General features: G+C 57.5%; 19 protein-coding genes. 6 read left to right on the forward strand and 13 right to left on the reverse strand.

Translation table 11 applies throughout. From position 1 onward, the window contains the following. Window positions 1–25 precede the first annotated feature (25 nt). The 12 genes from AC1RTP_RS21215 to AC1RTP_RS21270 all read right to left on the reverse strand — a co-directional run bounded on the left by AC1RTP_RS21215 (window position 26) and on the right by AC1RTP_RS21270 (window position 10,093). Window positions 26–700 carry an HK97 family phage prohead protease gene (locus AC1RTP_RS21215; protein WP_498610195.1) on the reverse strand — a complete coding sequence of 225 codons (675 nt, stop codon included), beginning with the start codon at window positions 698–700 and terminating at the stop codon, window positions 26–28. Window positions 701–709: 9 nt separating this feature from the next. Further along, the gene (locus AC1RTP_RS21220) at window positions 710–1,951 is read right to left on the reverse strand and encodes a phage portal protein (RefSeq protein WP_498610196.1); all 1,242 of its coding nucleotides are present in this window, start codon (window positions 1,949–1,951) and stop codon (window positions 710–712) included. Then, entirely contained in the window at window positions 1,948–3,786 is a 1,839-nt protein-coding gene (locus tag AC1RTP_RS21225; protein ID WP_498610446.1) for a terminase large subunit, read from the reverse strand. Before AC1RTP_RS21225 ends, AC1RTP_RS21220 begins: the two co-directional genes overlap by 4 nt. Next, window positions 3,669–4,145: a hypothetical protein gene (locus AC1RTP_RS21230; RefSeq protein ID WP_498610198.1), complete on the reverse strand. Its 477-nt coding sequence runs from the start codon at window positions 4,143–4,145 to the stop codon at window positions 3,669–3,671. The genes AC1RTP_RS21225 and AC1RTP_RS21230 overlap by 118 nt, the downstream gene beginning before the upstream one ends. Before the next feature lie 138 nt (window positions 4,146–4,283). Then, window positions 4,284–4,655: an HNH endonuclease gene (locus AC1RTP_RS21235; RefSeq protein WP_498610199.1), complete on the reverse strand. Its 372-nt coding sequence runs from the start codon at window positions 4,653–4,655 to the stop codon at window positions 4,284–4,286. Window positions 4,656–4,829: 174 nt separating this feature from the next. Then, complete coding sequence (locus AC1RTP_RS21240; protein WP_498610201.1) at window positions 4,830–5,063, reverse strand: YodC family protein; 234 nt, start codon at window positions 5,061–5,063, stop codon at window positions 4,830–4,832. Window positions 5,064–5,141: 78 nt separating this feature from the next. Further along, window positions 5,142–5,324, reverse strand: a complete 183-nt coding sequence (locus tag AC1RTP_RS21245; protein ID WP_498610202.1) for a YodC family protein — start codon at window positions 5,322–5,324, stop codon at window positions 5,142–5,144. A 216-nt stretch (window positions 5,325–5,540) separates the two neighbouring features. Next, window positions 5,541–6,053: a hypothetical protein gene (locus AC1RTP_RS21250; protein WP_498610204.1), complete on the reverse strand. Its 513-nt coding sequence runs from the start codon at window positions 6,051–6,053 to the stop codon at window positions 5,541–5,543. Between the two features lie 296 nt (window positions 6,054–6,349). Beyond that, on the reverse strand, window positions 6,350–8,908 hold the full coding sequence (locus tag AC1RTP_RS21255; RefSeq protein ID WP_498610206.1) for a DUF5906 domain-containing protein: 2,559 nt from the start codon (window positions 8,906–8,908) through the stop codon (window positions 6,350–6,352). After that, window positions 8,901–9,335, reverse strand: coding sequence for a hypothetical protein (locus AC1RTP_RS21260; RefSeq protein WP_498610208.1), 435 nt, complete (start codon window positions 9,333–9,335; stop codon window positions 8,901–8,903). The genes AC1RTP_RS21255 and AC1RTP_RS21260 overlap by 8 nt, the downstream gene beginning before the upstream one ends. After that, window positions 9,335–9,805 (reverse strand): YmfL family putative regulatory protein, encoded by a 471-nt coding sequence (locus tag AC1RTP_RS21265; protein ID WP_498610209.1) that lies wholly within the window; start codon window positions 9,803–9,805, stop codon window positions 9,335–9,337. The genes AC1RTP_RS21260 and AC1RTP_RS21265 overlap by 1 nt, the downstream gene beginning before the upstream one ends. A 57-nt stretch (window positions 9,806–9,862) precedes the next feature. Next, window positions 9,863–10,093: a transcriptional regulator gene (locus AC1RTP_RS21270; protein WP_498610210.1), complete on the reverse strand. Its 231-nt coding sequence runs from the start codon at window positions 10,091–10,093 to the stop codon at window positions 9,863–9,865. Between the two features lie 85 nt (window positions 10,094–10,178). On the opposite strand from AC1RTP_RS21270, the gene AC1RTP_RS21275 reads away from it, so the two are divergent. From AC1RTP_RS21275 to AC1RTP_RS21300, 6 genes are all read left to right on the forward strand, one after another. Continuing rightward, window positions 10,179–10,622, forward strand: a complete 444-nt coding sequence (locus tag AC1RTP_RS21275; RefSeq protein WP_498610212.1) for a hypothetical protein — start codon at window positions 10,179–10,181, stop codon at window positions 10,620–10,622. Between the two features lie 309 nt (window positions 10,623–10,931). After that, window positions 10,932–11,159 carry an Arc family DNA-binding protein gene (locus AC1RTP_RS21280; protein ID WP_498610213.1) on the forward strand — a complete coding sequence of 76 codons (228 nt, stop codon included), beginning with the start codon at window positions 10,932–10,934 and terminating at the stop codon, window positions 11,157–11,159. Between the two features lie 342 nt (window positions 11,160–11,501). Beyond that, the gene (locus tag AC1RTP_RS21285) at window positions 11,502–12,026 is read left to right on the forward strand and encodes a hypothetical protein (RefSeq protein WP_498610215.1); all 525 of its coding nucleotides are present in this window, start codon (window positions 11,502–11,504) and stop codon (window positions 12,024–12,026) included. Window positions 12,027–12,040: 14 nt separating this feature from the next. Continuing rightward, window positions 12,041–14,122, forward strand: coding sequence for a ParB/RepB/Spo0J family partition protein (locus AC1RTP_RS21290; protein WP_498610217.1), 2,082 nt, complete (start codon window positions 12,041–12,043; stop codon window positions 14,120–14,122). A gap of 113 nt (window positions 14,123–14,235) precedes the next feature. Further along, a complete protein-coding gene (locus tag AC1RTP_RS21295) occupies window positions 14,236–14,697 on the forward strand; it encodes a hypothetical protein (protein ID WP_498610218.1) in 462 nt (153 codons plus the stop codon). Continuing rightward, window positions 14,694–14,975, forward strand: a complete 282-nt coding sequence (locus AC1RTP_RS21300; protein ID WP_498610220.1) for a hypothetical protein — start codon at window positions 14,694–14,696, stop codon at window positions 14,973–14,975. Before AC1RTP_RS21295 ends, AC1RTP_RS21300 begins: the two co-directional genes overlap by 4 nt. 54 nt (window positions 14,976–15,029) lie before the next feature. Here the strand turns inward: AC1RTP_RS21300 and AC1RTP_RS21305 are convergent, their stop codons facing one another. Beyond that, window positions 15,030–15,548 carry a hypothetical protein gene (locus AC1RTP_RS21305; protein ID WP_498610222.1) on the reverse strand — a complete coding sequence of 173 codons (519 nt, stop codon included), beginning with the start codon at window positions 15,546–15,548 and terminating at the stop codon, window positions 15,030–15,032. Between the last annotated feature and the right edge of the window lie 21 nt (window positions 15,549–15,569).

Raw genomic sequence — 15,569 nt, forward strand, 5'->3', positions numbered from 1 at the left:
GTGGCCAAGAGGGATTGTTGAGCAGCTACTTCGCCAGGCGCTGAAGGCGCTCGAGCACTACACCAGCGGTCTTTGCATCGAGACCGCTCACCGAGGCATCCCGCCCGGTGAAGATCTGCTTTGCACGGGAGGCGACCGCCAACGCCCCCTTCTTGCTCAGCCCTGCATCCCGCAGCAGCCGTTCAAATTCACGCTCGGTCGCGCACTCAGACAGCGCAAGGTCGAAGTCTTCACTCTTGACCGACTCCTGGTTGATCCGCGCAGCGCCGTCCGCCGGAAAGACCACCGGCGAGATCTCCATCAGGCTCGACCACTTCCGGATAACGCGGCCCGACTCGGTCTCGTCATAGTCGCCTTTGTTGACGTAGCCGCCGATCGACAGGCCATCGAGCGTGCCATGTCGCATCGCCGCGCGCACATCCACGGCCAGCGACAGCCCTTCGGTAAGCTCCCCTTCAACATACAGGCCATGATCATCTTCCTTGACGACCGGGTATTTGCCGATCGGCATGCGCCACTCATGATTGAAGAACATTTTTGGCTTACCGGAGCGCAGGGTCGAAGCGAACGCACCTTTCACGATGGTGTCACCGTAGCTGTCGACACCACCGAATACCGAGGCATAACCGGCGAATTTCCAGGTCTCGCCCTCCATTTTCAAATCAACCAGTTCCAGGTTGAGCATTTTCCGCAGAAGCATTGATTCTCCTTACTGTGCAATGTTGTCGCCGTTGCCGCCGCTTGCAGGACGTACCCGCCCAAGCAATGACAGTGGGACGAGGTTGGACTGCGCCGTCAATACGTCGGCCTCAGGTCGAGGCGGCAGCCCCTCCAGCTGCCGCACCTCGGAGCGGGATTGAATGCCGTTTTGTACGTGCTTTGCATAGATCTCTGCCCGATCCTTCGGCGAGGCGCGCAGCAGTGCATCTAGCGAAAACTCGACGGTCAGCGCTGCGCGCTGGCGCGGCGTCAGCACACAGCGTCGTATCGCTTGCGCAAGGTTGACCATGAGCGGCGCCAGGCTGAAGATGTACCAGCCCTCCCGGATCTCCGCGATGCCAGAGCCCCAGGCGGTCACATTCGCATGGTGAACCAACACCGGCGGTACGTCGAACCAGCGGCAAAGCTCCTCAACGCCATAGCGCCGCGTTTCGAGCAGCTGCTGCTCCGCCGGCGACATCGTGATCTGCTGGTACTTCATGTTCGCTTCGATCAGGTGCAGGCGGTTCGTACTTCCCTCCGCCATCCCTTCGAAGTTCCGCCGCACCGCTGCACGCTGAACGTCGTTCAATACCTTGTCGATCATCAGCACGCCGGTCGGTTTGCCTCCGGCGCCGAAGATCTTGCTGGCATCCGTCTGCGCTTTCGCGGCCTCGTCCAACGTCGCACGCATGAACTCCAACTTGCGCAGCCCTATCGTGCCGTTGCCAAGGTTCTTCAGGTGCAGGACGTTCTCTGCAGCCAACACCGCGACATTCGCGCCAAGGGTGTACTCGTAGACGACGGTTCCGTCCGCCAGGATCTTCTGCTCTACCTGGTCAGCCGGCATCGGCCACAAAGCCAAGGCTTCGCCGTTGTTATCCCGATCGATCCGCGCATAGCCGTTTCCTCGCAGATCGTGATTCATCATCAGCGCTCGCCAAAAGTCATACGGCGACATTCGATTGTTCGGTGCGTCGTGCAGAAGCTGATAGAGCCGCTCCGTGCGGGCCAATATCTTCTCGCCGTTCGACTGCTGCCGGTAAACAAAGCAAGGTAGGCTTGCCACTGTCGATGCGCGACGGTCGATGCACGCCCACACAGTGCTGATCTGCAGCGCCCCATCGACATTGACATGCGAAGCGTCGGGCACCAGGGAAGTCCCCGGCAGGGCGTCCTGCACCCCGATCTTGTCGGCCAACGCGCCGCCGCGCCCCCATATGGAGCGGAATGATTTCAATAGTTGTTTCATGTCCGTATCGGTGAGTTGAGGAAGTCATCCATGTCGCCCTGCAGCTCGTCACCAGCAAATGCTCGGCTCAGTGCCATCACGGACGCCACGATGCCGTCAATGCGTCCATTGGCATTTGACTTCTTTTTGTCGGGCCGGAAGTTGCCGTTCGAATCGAACAGCAACGCAGTATTGGCGGCGCACCAACGCAGCACCGCGTTGCCGCCATGGCGCAGCCGTTTGCCATACACCAGCTGTTCAAGCGCTTTGCTGCCGGGATACATGCCGCCCGTGTTCTGCGGCACCTCAACCAGTGGGACACCCGCATCAAGCAGCTCATTGGCCAGCTGCAGCGCGTTCCAGCGATCGAAGCCAATCTCGGCGATGTCGTATTCCCGCACCGCCTGCAGGATGCGTTCACGCACCGGGCCATAGTCGGTCACGTTGCCCTCGGTCGCGGAGAGCCAGCCAGCACGACGCCAAGCCTCGTACGGCGCCGCGTCGTCTGCGGACTGTGCAGCGATTTTCTCTTCGGGGCACCAGAACCACACCAGCACGTACCAGTCGCCACCGTCTTCATCCGGCGGGAAGACCAGGGAGAAGGCGGTAAGATCTCGCGTCGATCCCAGGTCGAGTCCACCGAAGCAGCGACGCCCAAGGAGAACGCCTGGGTCAAACTTCTTGCTGCCGCCATCCCACACGTTCATGTCGAACCAGCCATCAGCGCTGTTGCACCAGATATTCAAGTCCTTTGTGAGGAAGTTGACCTTGGCACCGGGCATCGCGGCAGCCTTACGCGCCTGCGTGCGCAAGTATTCGATCGACTTTGACTTACCTAGGCCAGGATTCGCCTTGATCCAGTTGCGCTCCTCGAAAGGGTCATCGTCCTGGTCCAGCGTGTAGATGTAGCCAAAGAATGTGTCATCAACACGCTTACCTTCTAGGATCGAGATCAGGTACGAGCGCTGCTCGGTGCAGATACCGTCCAGGATGAAGCCTGCAGTCGTGATTGCGGAGAGCAGCGGCTGGTCGCGTGCGCCCAGGGCGGACTCCATCACATCCCACACGTCCCGGTGCTTCTGGGCGTGCAGCTCGTCGAACAGAATCGCGGACGGGTTTAGACCGTCCAGATTCTCCGCGTTTGCCGGCAGTGGCAAAAATATGGAATTGTCGTCCAGCTCCACCTTCTCGTGGTTCATGCCGGCGAAGATCTTGAACGACCGGGCGACGCCAGCGGAGCGCTTCACCCAGCGACGGATATTGTCGAACGCCGGCTTGAAGACCGTCATCGCCTGGTTGCGCGTAGTCGCTACCGCATACACTTCCGCGCCAATCTCGCCATCCATCGAGAACAGGTAAGCACCCTGCGGCCCCTTCCAGGTGGACTTGCCATTCTTTCGCGCGACCTCCTCATAGGCGCGACTGAAGCGACGCATGCCGTCGGACTGGCGCCGCCACCCGTACAGCACTGCCGTCCAGAACTTCTGCCACGGGTCCAGCAAGATCGGCTTGCCGGCCAACGGTCCCTTGATGTGAACGAAGAACCGTTCGATGTAGTGGATGATGTGCCAACCGTGCGCCGGCTCAAACACGAATCCGCGCTTGTGCGCATCACGCAGATCCTGGTAGTGACGAAGCACCGCCAGGTACACATACTTGCCAGTGACAATTTCACCGCGTAGCACCGGAAGTCCGTACTGCTCGTCCCACTCTTCCAGCTGGGCCGGCGTCAGCTCATCTAACTTTTTCTTGGTGAGCTGGTGGCGTGGCTTACGAGACTTGCGAACAGGTCGTCCTGCTGACCCTGCACGCCGGTGTCTTTGCGGACCCTCGCCAGCGACGGAATCGTTAAACATGCTTTCGGCAGCCATTGGCCCAGCTCCATCTTGAGGCGCTTCTCGTCATCCGCCCAAGGCGTCGGTGTTGACCATCCGGTCTTTGAGGTCTGCGACCGCCCCTTCTCGTCGCATTCCTTACTCGCCTTGATCCAGTCCACGAATGTGCGGACGATTATTGCGATCGGCATGCCCGCCGTCAGATGCTCAATGCCGGCGGCGCGGAGCGAGTCGCAGATGTATTCGTAGATCTCGCACTCCTCATCGTTCAAGCCGATGACCGGCGGAGGTTCGGGCGAGGTGACATCACCGCCACCAGGGCGCACAGCGGACGCCCCCACGGCGGGGAGCGCCGTGCCGAGGCTCGTTTTCATATCCATGTGTTTGCTTCCTGATGTGGGAAGACACTGCCGCCGAAGTCGGCAGTGCCGCTATGTGGCGTACTGCTTAAACCCCCAGGGGGTAGTTTTTGTTCTGCGAAAAAATCTAGCTAAGCTGACGGTTTCCGCTGAGGCGGCCTAGACTTTGGACCCGCCCTCCCCCTTGTGCCAGCGCCCACGCTTGGACTCCGTCGCGCTCTTTGCCTCGTGGCAGGGATCGCATAGCGCTTGCTCATTGGTCTCATCATCGGCCCCACCTTCGGCCAAAGGCACGATGTGGTCACGCTGTGTAGCGGCTGTTGCACGCCCCTGGCGTTGGCACTCTGCGCACAACGGGGATCTTTGAAATAACGCCGCCCGCATCGCTTGCAAGCGCCGCCCTGTGATTCGCTTCGTAGGCGTTGTTTTCGTCCATGCCTCTCGGGGATGCGCAGCGCACCGACCGCTTCCATCGCGCACAAGCACGGAACAGCACGGAGCGCTGCAAGGTCGTGGCGCAGATACCGGCATGGAACCTCCAAAATGTGCATACGTCTGCACGGAATAAAAAAGCCTAGGGAAGCCCAGGCAAAACGAAACGCTGCTTGTATCCCCCGCTATCGAGCGGATCGAGACAAGATCACCCACCTTTCGTCGTTGAGAATTCGAGGCGCTCTGCGCGTGCTGGCGAGCTAAGGCAGTGACCTACTTCGCGCCGAAGCAAGTCAGACATTCCGGCGGAAATACCTGGTTCAGAAGCTTTCCATCTACCATCCATTGGCATTTAGCAGCACCCGTTGCGGTAACGTCGCACACGATCATTTCAGGCCCACCGGAACGCAGCATCACCCGGTTTCCAGGCATTACCTCGCGCAAGCTAGGAGGTGCATAAGTCGGAACTAAATCCGCCGCCGAGAATATCGCTTCAACAATCGACATAGAGCCTCCAAGAAAATAGCCGCCTTTCGGCGGCTAAGAACTTCAACCAATTGCTAAGATTGAGTTGATCGCTTTGAGCTAGACCATTTCCAAGACGGCAGCATCAAATGTTTGCGTCTGTAGCTTGTGCTTTTCGTCGAACCAGGTGCATTGCACGCCGTCCTCTGGCCCGATTGGGCTATAGTCGCCAACTTCGACAACGGTCATCTTCGGACCACCGCTCTTAAGCTTAACTACAATGCCTTTTTCAAAAGCCGCCATAAAAATCCTCCAGATAGTATTGGGAGAGATAGTATAACCATTGGTTAAAGCGACAATGAAAAAGCCCGCTCAGTGGCGGGCCTTAAGCTACCTATCTTCTTCAGTCGAACGCACGCCTCCAATCAGGAGACGCCGATTCGGCTGAAGGCGCGGGACACCCGGCAGATAAGTTGTAGATCGAATGGTATCCGCAACCTAAGGAACTTATCAAGACCCTTAAGCGATCTTGTCGCGAATTACTTCAACACTACCCAACTTGTCCAATACGCCCTGCAGATTCCGCTCAGCCTTCGCAATGACCAACGGAACATGCCGCCCACGCACACCGCGCAGGAAGCGCCGCACTTGGTCTGCCGGCCACTGGTAGATGTACAGCGCCTTCAACACCTCGCGCTCGTTGGTATCGCCCAAGGTACGCCAAGCTGCCTCTACCAGCCATCCGTCAAGCACATCGCTCGCAACCAGCGGACTTAGCGGCCTGATCTTCTCCGCCAGCTGCTCGTCTGCCGGCGCAGCCTCGGCGATGCGCAGCTTGACGTAAAGCTTTGCCCAGCCAGCGCAGTAGGATGCCGACGCATCGCCCGGTCCACTGCCCGAACGCACCACACGACGCCAGTTCGCCAGCCGGGCCTGGAACTCCTGACGCCGTGGCGGCACCGGCTTAGCCTCACGCGTCTGACGCTGGCGCCATCCCGGTTGCGCCACTTCCACCACTTCAACAAACCTCACATCATCCACAACAATTTCGACGCCCATTCGTTGCCTTTCCTGTTTTCGCCCGTTTTCCACAACTGCCAACACCGCCAACACTACCCTCCACATCGCCAACCCTGATATTTCCTAGCTTTGTTGACTGTATTGACGGTATTGAGAGTAAAAATAGAATTACCGTAAAAAATTCTTCACCGTTTCCGACGTTCCCAACGCTGTCCGTGCGCGCGTGGAGATTAAAATAACCGTCAATACTGCCAACACTCCCCACAAACCTAGTATTCATGCGGGTTTGCGATGTGGAGGGTTCGTTATCATGTGGACGGTGAACCCTCCATATCACCGTAATCGCGTCGCCTGTACTTTTGGAAAATTGACTCAAATGCCGCACAGGCATCCTCTGCCCAGTCCCGCAACGACTTCCCTTCTGGCTGCTCGCCCACCAGGAACACGATGCGCTGCTTTACGACGCTGCCATACTCGTACTTGATCGGCTGCTTGCGCAGCGTGGCGCCGGCATAGCGCTCGACTTGGGGGCTGAACGTGGTCATGGTCGTGAACTTGGATTCACCTGACCGCGAACACCAAACCTGGAATGCGTCGTACAGCTGCTGAACGCCTACGGTATGGAATGGCAGCGGCAGCAAACCGTTCGCCCATTCGCGATAGAAGCGCTCGGCCGGCGCCAGGCTCTTCTCGATCAGGCGATCTTTGGCGTCGTTGTAGATCGGCTTCGTATGTTCATTGAAGTCCCCCATATCTACATCGTGCATGAGGTAGTGATAGAAGGCCTCAATGCCACCCGCAGCAATCTCCTCAGCTACGCCGATGTAGAACTCGCGATCCAGCGCTGGCGGTGTCCAGATCACCAGGTAGCGGCGGTCAGTCTTGTCCAGGGCCAGCGGAACCAGTTCATTCGACAGAAACACGAAGTTCATCTGGTTGCGTTCGCTATGCTCTGGGAGGCCTTTCGGGTTGATGATGATGGAATCGCCCGAGATCAGGTACTTGAGCTTGCCCTTCATCTGCTTCAACTCTGCGCGCGTTACCACTTCGTCGGCCACCATGAACAGCTTCATGCTGGCCCAATCGTTGAAGTTAGCCTCAAGCTGTGCATTGCCGATCACGTAGCCATACTCACCGTAGATGGCCTTAATCACCTTCTCGAAGAAGAAGTTCTTACCGGAGCCTTCGTCACCGTGCATGATGATCGAGGTCTCCATCTTGGCACCCGGATTGCGCAGCGGGTACGCGAGCCAGCGCGAGATCCAGTCGTACAACTCCATGTTGTTGTCGACCAGGTGCAGTAGCAGCGTTTGGATCTTCAAGCAGTTTCCCGCCTTCGGCTTCATCTTCCAGCCGCTGAACAGATTGAGCGTCGCTGTCGGGCCGCTTTCGGCCGGACTCGGAGTTTCGGTCGGATCAAACACGATGTTCTTCTTCAGCACCCAGCTGCGCGCCTCACCGCTCCAAAACTTCATAACGTCCGAGTTCTGGACGATGGTGCGCATAGCGGAGAGTTTCATCAGCATGCGCTGGCGTCGATCCCATACCAAGTCTTCGCCATAGATCAGCACGAAGTTGTCGCACACATCCTCCACCTGGCGCCAGTGCTCGTCACCATATTCCTTCTTTGGCTTCTCCTTGCCTTTTCGCTTGGACTGGTCCCCCTCCCCCCCAGGGAAAAGCGCAGCGTTTTCACCGTAGGCAAGAACATCCGTAGCAGCCGGCGGCAATGCCGCGTCGAGATCCTGCTCGATCAGCGCCCCAATGGCGGCATCGAAGTCGGCATCGCCCTCGGCTGCAGCTTCCGTTCCGGGGGTCTTCACCCCCGCTGACCTTACTTCTCCACCTCGCGGAGCTTGCTCCGCGCTGGATAGCGCCGCCCCTTCCCTTCCAGGGGGAGGGGGGGACGTCTTGGACGTGGATAGACCAGAGTCGCTTACGCGTGGGGGGCGGGGGGAGTTAGCCGAAGGAGGCAGCAGGTTGAACGAGCGCGGCGGCTTCCAGCCATTCTCGATGGCCATATGGAAAATCGTCGCTTCGGTAATGCGAACGCCTTTACGCTTGAACGAATCCCAGCGACGCTGACATTCGTCCGTCCCACCATAGCTTTCCGCTTTCGAGGACCAGTAGTCCCACAGGCCGAATCCAGCGTCACCCAAGGCGTGATAGAGGCCCATGCCCACACGAATCCAAACGTCATGGCCATCCGATGGAATGTTCGCAAGCGCCATTTCCAACCGCGCACGGTCGCCTACGGCACCAGGGGGCGGGGGGGATGACTTCAGGGGACGATCAGCAGCAGGCGTGCCTTTCACTTGGACCCGCAGGCGCTCAAGCTCCGTCACCGAGATCGGATTAATGGTTGTCGGCGTCGCTGCATACTGGCGACCCGTGAACGTAAAGTATTGGCTGCCCGAAAAAACTTCCAGGCCGATCTTGTTCGACTTGAAGGTTTCGGTCTCTCCGGAGACGATGATGTGCACGCCTGAACCAGATGGCGAATATTCGGTGTACGAGTTGCACCCAGTGATCGCGTCTTGCGCAAGCTCAGAAATCTCGCCGGTCTCCAGGTCAATGCACTTATCAATGTCAACGCCGATTAAGCCGTCGCCAGGCAAGAACGCGAAGCCGATCCCGGTGAATGATTCGCTTGCTCTCCGCGTGAGCGCAGCATACGCGTGCTCGAACGTCACCAGGCGCTTGCGATCCTTCGCGTCACCCTGACCACCGAAGCGCTTGCTGCCATTGGCATAGTACGGCACCTTCAGCGGCTTTTTGGCTTTGCCCTTTGGGTCTTGCTCAAGGCGCCAGACGAGCCATTGCTGCCGCTCGCGCAGCTCCTGGGGAATAGCATTGAAATCATGCATCAGGCGACTGCGCTCCTGCAAAGCTCGTCGGGCCCTTGTATGGCACCTCGGTACCGCCTACAACGGACGGCGCCGAGCGGTAGTCAAAAGCACCAGGGCGGAAAACCATGGCGCTGCGCGCACGCAGCGGTTTGAAGCCGGTACCGACGCGAGGCTCTGGCATCTTGCCAATCCATGCGTCCGCCGGCTTGCTTACTCCAAGGTGGACGCGCCCTGCTTCGGTCAACTCGACGTCGTCCGCAATCTTTTTCACCAAGCCATAGAAGACCAACTGCTCGATGACGATCACATCAAAGTTGAGGCGCGTAATGGACTTGCCGGCGATTCGGTACAAGGCGGCAATTGAAGCCTTGCCGCCGAGGGAAAGGAGCGCAGAAAGCGCGTTGGCCTGACGACTGCCGCGGCGTGGAAGATCACGGGTGGACATTACGCGGCCTCCTTGTCAGATACGACAGGATTCGGGATCGGGCAGTGCATCAGGAACATCAGCGACATCAGTTCGCGGATCGTCGTGTGCATGCGGTTTTCGATAATCTGCAGCACTGCGCGTTCGCGCGCATCGATCTTGCCGTCCTTCTTTGCCGAGGTGTACTCGCGCGACAGCTCGCCCAGTTCGTCGTACAACTCATGGAACTTGTCGTGCAGGTCGACGTCCGACAGATCGCCCGCCTCTGGCAGCGCGTAGAAGACGCCGCCACTGGCGTGTGCGACCGCCTGCGCAAAGTGTTTCGTACCGGCGTAATTTTGGATAAGCAGTGCGGTATCCACGCGCATGCCGCTACCCTTCACCTCGTACACGCGCTGCTCCAGGGCCGACTTGCTCATGCCTAGGGTCGCAGCAGTCCCGTTCCAGCCGTGGACCTTGATCATTTCTTGGTATGCAGCTAACAACTCCACAGTATTGCCCCTTATGTCTTGGGTTTCAGATAACAAATCACTCAACTACCATTCGCTTCACTTACAGTCCGTGCCTCTGATGTATGCCCAGTCAACATCCGGACGCAAATCCTCGCACCTGACACATTGCTTCGACTCGCGTTCGATATTTATGCAAAGGTCAGCACCGAGGCGCTGTTGGATGCTGATAGCTTTGCGCAGGTAACGCTCGCTCGTCCCACAGGCTGCACAAAATGAGGCTCGGTCCATCTTTGGTAGACCGTTCAGAAACTTTAGTAATTTTTCCATCCCGGAATATTACTAAATGGTAATGGATATAGTCAATACCGTTTGGTTATTTACTAGAAGGTAATCGACGTACAGAATTGCAGATATGGAGATTCAAGACATTCGCCGCCAACGGCTCAGCCAATTGATCAGGGAGCGCTACGACGGCTCGCAAGCGAAACTGGTTGAGGAAACTGGAGAGAACCAGGGAGAGATCTCTGGGCTACTGCGCACGAAATCGTTCGGCGAAAAGAAAGCCCGAAAACTGGAGGCAAAGGCCGGCCTTCCTGTTGGCTGGCTGGATTCGCCTGACATGGCGGACCACTTAATAGCAGTTCCCGATGCAACAGGCGCGGGTCGCCCCTCACTTGCCGTAGTTCAGGCCAAGACAGTGGAGAAGGCGAATGTGTCGTTGATCTGGGCCGAAGAAGAAGAACTCAGGCTGCTCACGGCCTACCGCCTGGCAACCGAACTCGGCAAGAGTGCGATCATGGCAACCGCTGACGTTGCCGAAAAAAACCCATCACTACTTGGTCGTAACCAGTCGTAATTCCACTCGCTGGACGGGATGGCGTACTGCCATCGCCTCAACGATCTTAAGCACTTCTGCTCTAGCAGCTGGAGATGTAGCCAGATACGCTTCTAGAAGACGCCGCTGGTCCTGCGTCAATGTATTCAACATTTTTCTTCGTACAGGTTGGTGAAGGCTGAAATATATCCGAATTTCGCCCAAACTAGCTTATCGGCAACTTTGTTGATCTTAGTGCAATGATCGCAACACAGAGTGCGCACAAAAAAAGTGCCTCCAAAGTGGAGGCATTTTCAACAGCATTGTACACAAACGCGCAAAAATCGCGCGATGACCACTCGAAATAAAACCATAAAGTCCGGCTTGCGCCTACCAGAAGACCTCCACAAAGAACTGAGCGATGCAGCAAAAGCCAATGGGCGGTCGCTAAATGCCGAAATGATTGCCCGGCTATCGTCAACACCGCGCGATGCCAGCATCACCGATGTTCACAAGCAAACAATCGAAATTCGCGACATGGCCAAAGAGATCCTTTTAGCCATTCGTAACTTGCATTAAGCAATCTACAAACAACACAAACCGGCTTTGATGCCGGTTTTTTTTTCGTCTCCACGAAAATTTTCCTCGCGCTTATCACCATTTATTACCATTTGGTATTGACACACTAAATTACCGTTTAGTAATATTCGTGCATCCTCAACTGATGGAGAGCACTGTGACTTACTCAAATGGTAATGAAGCCCCATTGCTGTACTGCGACCTTGCAACTAGGAGGGAAGTTCGCATCATCAAAACCGAGCCCGACCCATTCGCTGGATTGTGTGGTCACGACTACCTCACGGCACGCACGACTTCCGGTGTGCAGACGTCTGCACACATTTTCGGTAAGCAGGTGGCGAAATGAACGCACCGCTCTCTTTCACAACCATGGCTGCCCCCGAGTCCACATTGAGCGATCACGCATCGGCGTTGTTTGCCAGCATGCAGACGCTGCAGACCGCAGCTACCAATGCCAACAGCCTTCTTGTAGGCGCAGGCTTCCCGGACATGCTGGGCTCCACTGTTGACGACCTCCGCCAGGCGATCGCGATTCATAGCCACTTGGTGCAAGAGTTCAACGTAAAGGTGCGCACCAGCGCCGGCACGGCCACGTTCTGCACCTGCGCCATCAATGCAGCCTGCGCAGTGGAAGCCGAGTTGGAGCGCCTGGGCGATACGCCGTGCGGCATCACCGTCACGCCGGCAGACCCGGATCACCTGGCACTAGCTGCGGCGTACCGCGCGTTGCGTGTTTCCGGCCCGCTCGATGCGGCACTTAAAGATCCGGCGATCGGCCGCGCGTTGCGCACCTATGCGCGCAAGCATCCCGTACGCCGCGTTCCTACCACCGATTTCAAATCCCTTGCGGCCAATGACCGCGATTAACTGAGAGACCTACCATGAGCAAACTTGTTGTCCTTCCGCCGCCGGTTGTCCCGGCTCCCGCCGACCAGGTGATCGTTGTCGACGAGCTTATCGCAGAGGGCTACCGCGAAATTCCGCTGCACCTGGTGCGCATTTCGTACACCAACCGTACGCGATTCAATCCGGAGGCGCTGCAGCAGCTGGCCGATAACGTCGCCGAAGTCGGCATCCTGCAGCCGATCCTCATGCGCCCGGTCACCCCGACCCTCGAAGCGCCGCAAATTCTGGAGATCGTTGCCGGCGAACGTCGCTTCCGCGCAGCCGTGATGGCAGGCCTGTTCAGCGCGCCGGCCAGCATCAAGCACTTGTCCGATAAGCAGGCCGCCGAGATCCAGCTGCTGGAGAACATCCAGCGCGAGAACCCACATCCGCTGGAAGAAGCGATCGGCTTCGAGCAGTTGATGCTGAAGCACGGCTACAACGCCGACCAGTTGGCCGTAAAGGTCAAGCAAAGCCGCTCGTATGTGTATGGACGCCTGAAGCTGTGCGCGCTGTCGCTTAAGGCACGCGAACTGTTCCTGGACGATATCAAGCGCTTCCCCGCTTCCACGGCGCTGCTGATTGCACGCATCCCAACGCCAGAGTTGCAGGACAAGGCCCTGAGCGAAATCATGGCGCCGCAATACAACGGTGAAACCATGTCGTATCGCGCTGCAGCGGAATACATCGCCCGGCGCTATACCCTAGATCTGGCCGAAGCCCCGTTCGACTCGAAAGACGCGAAGCTGCTGGCCACCGCTGGCAATTGTACGAAGTGCCCGAAGCGGGCCGGCAATCAGCCCGAAATCTACGCCGACGCCAAACACGCCAATATTTGCACCGACCCAGACTGTTTCCAAGAGAAGACTGCGGCCCACTATCAGGCCATCATCGTGCACGCGAATAAGCGCGGCATCCCAGTTCTTGAAGGCAAGGAAGCGACCGAGCTGCGTAGCACCACTTGGAGCAGCAGCGGCGCTTTTGTAATTGGCACCTCTCACTTAAGTTCCTTCGAACGCGTAGCCCCAGCTACTGGCATGAGCGGTTACGTCGAAGACTTGCTGTCCACAGATGAACGCCCCAAGCCAGTCAAGTACATCAAAGACTCCGACGGTGAGGTTGTCGCAGTCTACAAGCGCAAAGACGTCCAGGTCGCACTGGAGAAGAAAGGCGCCTGCGAAACTGAAAGCGTTCGCGCGGCACGGTTGAAGGAAGAGGCTGCCGACCCATCGAAGGCAATTAAGCTGACGAAGCAACAGGAAGCAATGCAGAAGCAGCAACAGGAGCGCGAGGACCGCCAGAAGCAATGCGATGCCATCACGCAAGAACGCGTGATCCGCTATCGCAAGCTTCGTGCACGTGCTGCCAGCGGCGTGACCCTGCACATGCTACGCGAACTGACCAAGGCGTTAGTGCTAGACAGCCCAGACCATAGCCTACCTGACGACTTGATCGGCGACCTGTACCCGTTCCAAGATCGTAGCGATGATGGCCTGTGTGCTTTCATTGATCAAGCCGACTTGATTTCGGTTCAGCTGCTGCTCATGGACATGATCATCGGCGAAAGTCTCAGTCTGTCTACCTGGGATCTCGACGATGAACCACGTGCGACTGTGCTGGCCATGGAGACAATGGCGAAGGCCGAAGGCGTCGACGTCACCCCTGCGGATCTGGCTGTGGCAAGCATCGATGTTGAAGGCCTGCACAACGCTCAAGATGTTCGCGAAGTTGTGGCCGCCAACGCCGACCACCTGGCCGCAGTCGCTGCGCACATCATCGACAAGGCTCCGCACCATTTGGGCAACGTAGAAGCTGCAGCCAATAGCCTCGGCTACTTCTTCAGCACTGATGGCTGGCAAAAGAAAGAAACGAAGGGACCAGCCAAGACCGCAGGTACCGACGAAGCCGCCGAAGAGGCAGCGCCACGCAAGACGATCTCATTGAAGACGAAGACTGAAGGCCTGAAACAAGATTCCGCAGGCCCTATCGTCAAAGTAAAGAAGGATCGCGCCGCGCAAGCAGCTGCCGCACTGACTCCCGCCGAAGCTTGGCCCTTCCCAACGCCGCCAAGGGCCTGAACGATGAGCAACGAACGGATTCTGGACGTAATCATGTTCGCGATCCTTGCCGCCATCAGTACGTTGATCACGCTGATGGCGACCACTTAACCAAGTCTGTCGATAGAAACCATATGAACGCATTTAACAACCATACGACGACCGTGGCACCGGCCAAGCCAGTGCCGGCACACCGGGTAATTGCCAGTTTGGCGAGTGAACTGCACGCTGCCGGCGAGGTTCTTAACACGCTGCACCATTTCGCACCAATGTCCACGTTACTTCACGCCATGGCAGATCTGCAGGAACGCGGCGTGATCGACCAGGATCTCAAGCGTAATGCAGAGCGCGGCGCGGTAATGAGCATGTCGAAGCTATACCTCGCTCAGCAAAAAAACAGCGTGGCATACGGCCCGCGCGCCGGGGTAAGCCGCGATCTTGTCCGCCGATTACGCACAGTCGCCGGCCAAAGTCGCATCAAGCCACCAGCACTGGATCTGGAGGCCGCAGACCATATTGAGCACCTGGAACAGCTCCTCGCCGAATCGGAGCGTACCAACCAGGTTGCAACTGAAGACAAGAAAGGCGCTGCATGAACGCGACAGCAACTCAAGAAATCGACATGATCACAATGCTTGCCGAGGCAGTGGCAAAGCAGATCCGCCCTGCGATTCCACTGTCTATCGATCTTTGGGACATTGCCACGATTGCAGCATACCTAAAACGCGATCCACAGGTCGTACGCGAGCGCATGGCGTGTGTGCCGTCCTTTCCCAAGGCCATACGCCTGCCGACCAAAGGAGGCCGCGCACAGCCCCTCTATAAGGCCTCAGAAGTGATTGCCTGGGTTAATCAGCACCAAGAGCGTCACTAACACTTGGAAAAAAGTCAGGGGGCAATCTGCCCCCTGACTTTTATCGTAGCTGAGTCACTGGATAGCAGGTGGCGCCAACTCACCCTTCAGCCGAGAAAGTGAGCGACGAGATTTGTTTATTTCGCCTTCAATTTCCATCATCGCCTCGTCAAACTCAGCATCGGAAATTCCTCCGGCCGCTCGTAGCGTACGTATCTCCACCTGCAAGGCTCGGCTTTCGGAAATCTTATCTTCCATAACCTCGACCATGTGCATTACATCACGTCGGTACTCGACGAGCTCCGGATCATTCAGGTCAAGTAACTCAACGGTAAACGCTCCGGCATCAGTGCGCGCTTCAACTTCTGGCCCACGATAACGCATATGCGCCCACATTGAGTGATCACATGGGTTCGGAATGAACTTGGAGTCAGCCTCGTTATTAGCAGGCCAGTACTCTCCTTTCCGCGAATTGCATCGATTGCAGCAATAGAAGAGGTTGGCGTAGGCCGTGGCTAATTGCGGGAATATCTTTTGCGGCTTGTAATGATCTGCACCGAAATGGGCCTGGTCTTCCTTGAGCGTGTCAGGCATACGGCAGTAGACACAGCGGCG

This window comes from Pseudoduganella sp. GW821-FHT11H04, from assembly GCF_058807935.1.

Excerpts from the sequence above, each read along its gene's own strand:
- AC1RTP_RS21215 (WP_498610195.1), bottom strand. The coding sequence starts at position 700 with ATGCTTCTGCGGAAAATGCTCAACCTGGAACTGGTTGATTTGAAAATG.
- AC1RTP_RS21220 (WP_498610196.1), bottom strand. The coding sequence starts at position 1,951 with ATGAAACAACTATTGAAATCATTCCGCTCCATATGGGGGCGCGGCGGC.
- AC1RTP_RS21225 (WP_498610446.1), bottom strand. The coding sequence starts at position 3,786 with ATGTTTAACGATTCCGTCGCTGGCGAGGGTCCGCAAAGACACCGGCGT.
- AC1RTP_RS21230 (WP_498610198.1), bottom strand. The coding sequence starts at position 4,145 with ATGGATATGAAAACGAGCCTCGGCACGGCGCTCCCCGCCGTGGGGGCG.
- AC1RTP_RS21235 (WP_498610199.1), bottom strand. The coding sequence starts at position 4,655 with ATGCCGGTATCTGCGCCACGACCTTGCAGCGCTCCGTGCTGTTCCGTG.
- AC1RTP_RS21240 (WP_498610201.1), bottom strand. The coding sequence starts at position 5,063 with ATGTCGATTGTTGAAGCGATATTCTCGGCGGCGGATTTAGTTCCGACT.
- AC1RTP_RS21245 (WP_498610202.1), bottom strand. The coding sequence starts at position 5,324 with ATGGCGGCTTTTGAAAAAGGCATTGTAGTTAAGCTTAAGAGCGGTGGT.
- AC1RTP_RS21255 (WP_498610206.1), bottom strand. The coding sequence starts at position 8,908 with ATGCATGATTTCAATGCTATTCCCCAGGAGCTGCGCGAGCGGCAGCAA.
- AC1RTP_RS21260 (WP_498610208.1), bottom strand. The coding sequence starts at position 9,335 with ATGTCCACCCGTGATCTTCCACGCCGCGGCAGTCGTCAGGCCAACGCG.
- AC1RTP_RS21270 (WP_498610210.1), bottom strand. The coding sequence starts at position 10,093 with ATGGAAAAATTACTAAAGTTTCTGAACGGTCTACCAAAGATGGACCGA.
- AC1RTP_RS21275 (WP_498610212.1), top strand. The coding sequence starts at position 10,179 with ATGGAGATTCAAGACATTCGCCGCCAACGGCTCAGCCAATTGATCAGG.
- AC1RTP_RS21280 (WP_498610213.1), top strand. The coding sequence starts at position 10,932 with ATGACCACTCGAAATAAAACCATAAAGTCCGGCTTGCGCCTACCAGAA.
- AC1RTP_RS21285 (WP_498610215.1), top strand. The coding sequence starts at position 11,502 with ATGAACGCACCGCTCTCTTTCACAACCATGGCTGCCCCCGAGTCCACA.
- AC1RTP_RS21290 (WP_498610217.1), top strand. The coding sequence starts at position 12,041 with ATGAGCAAACTTGTTGTCCTTCCGCCGCCGGTTGTCCCGGCTCCCGCC.
- AC1RTP_RS21295 (WP_498610218.1), top strand. The coding sequence starts at position 14,236 with ATGAACGCATTTAACAACCATACGACGACCGTGGCACCGGCCAAGCCA.
- AC1RTP_RS21300 (WP_498610220.1), top strand. The coding sequence starts at position 14,694 with ATGAACGCGACAGCAACTCAAGAAATCGACATGATCACAATGCTTGCC.
- AC1RTP_RS21305 (WP_498610222.1), bottom strand. The coding sequence starts at position 15,548 with ATGCCTGACACGCTCAAGGAAGACCAGGCCCATTTCGGTGCAGATCAT.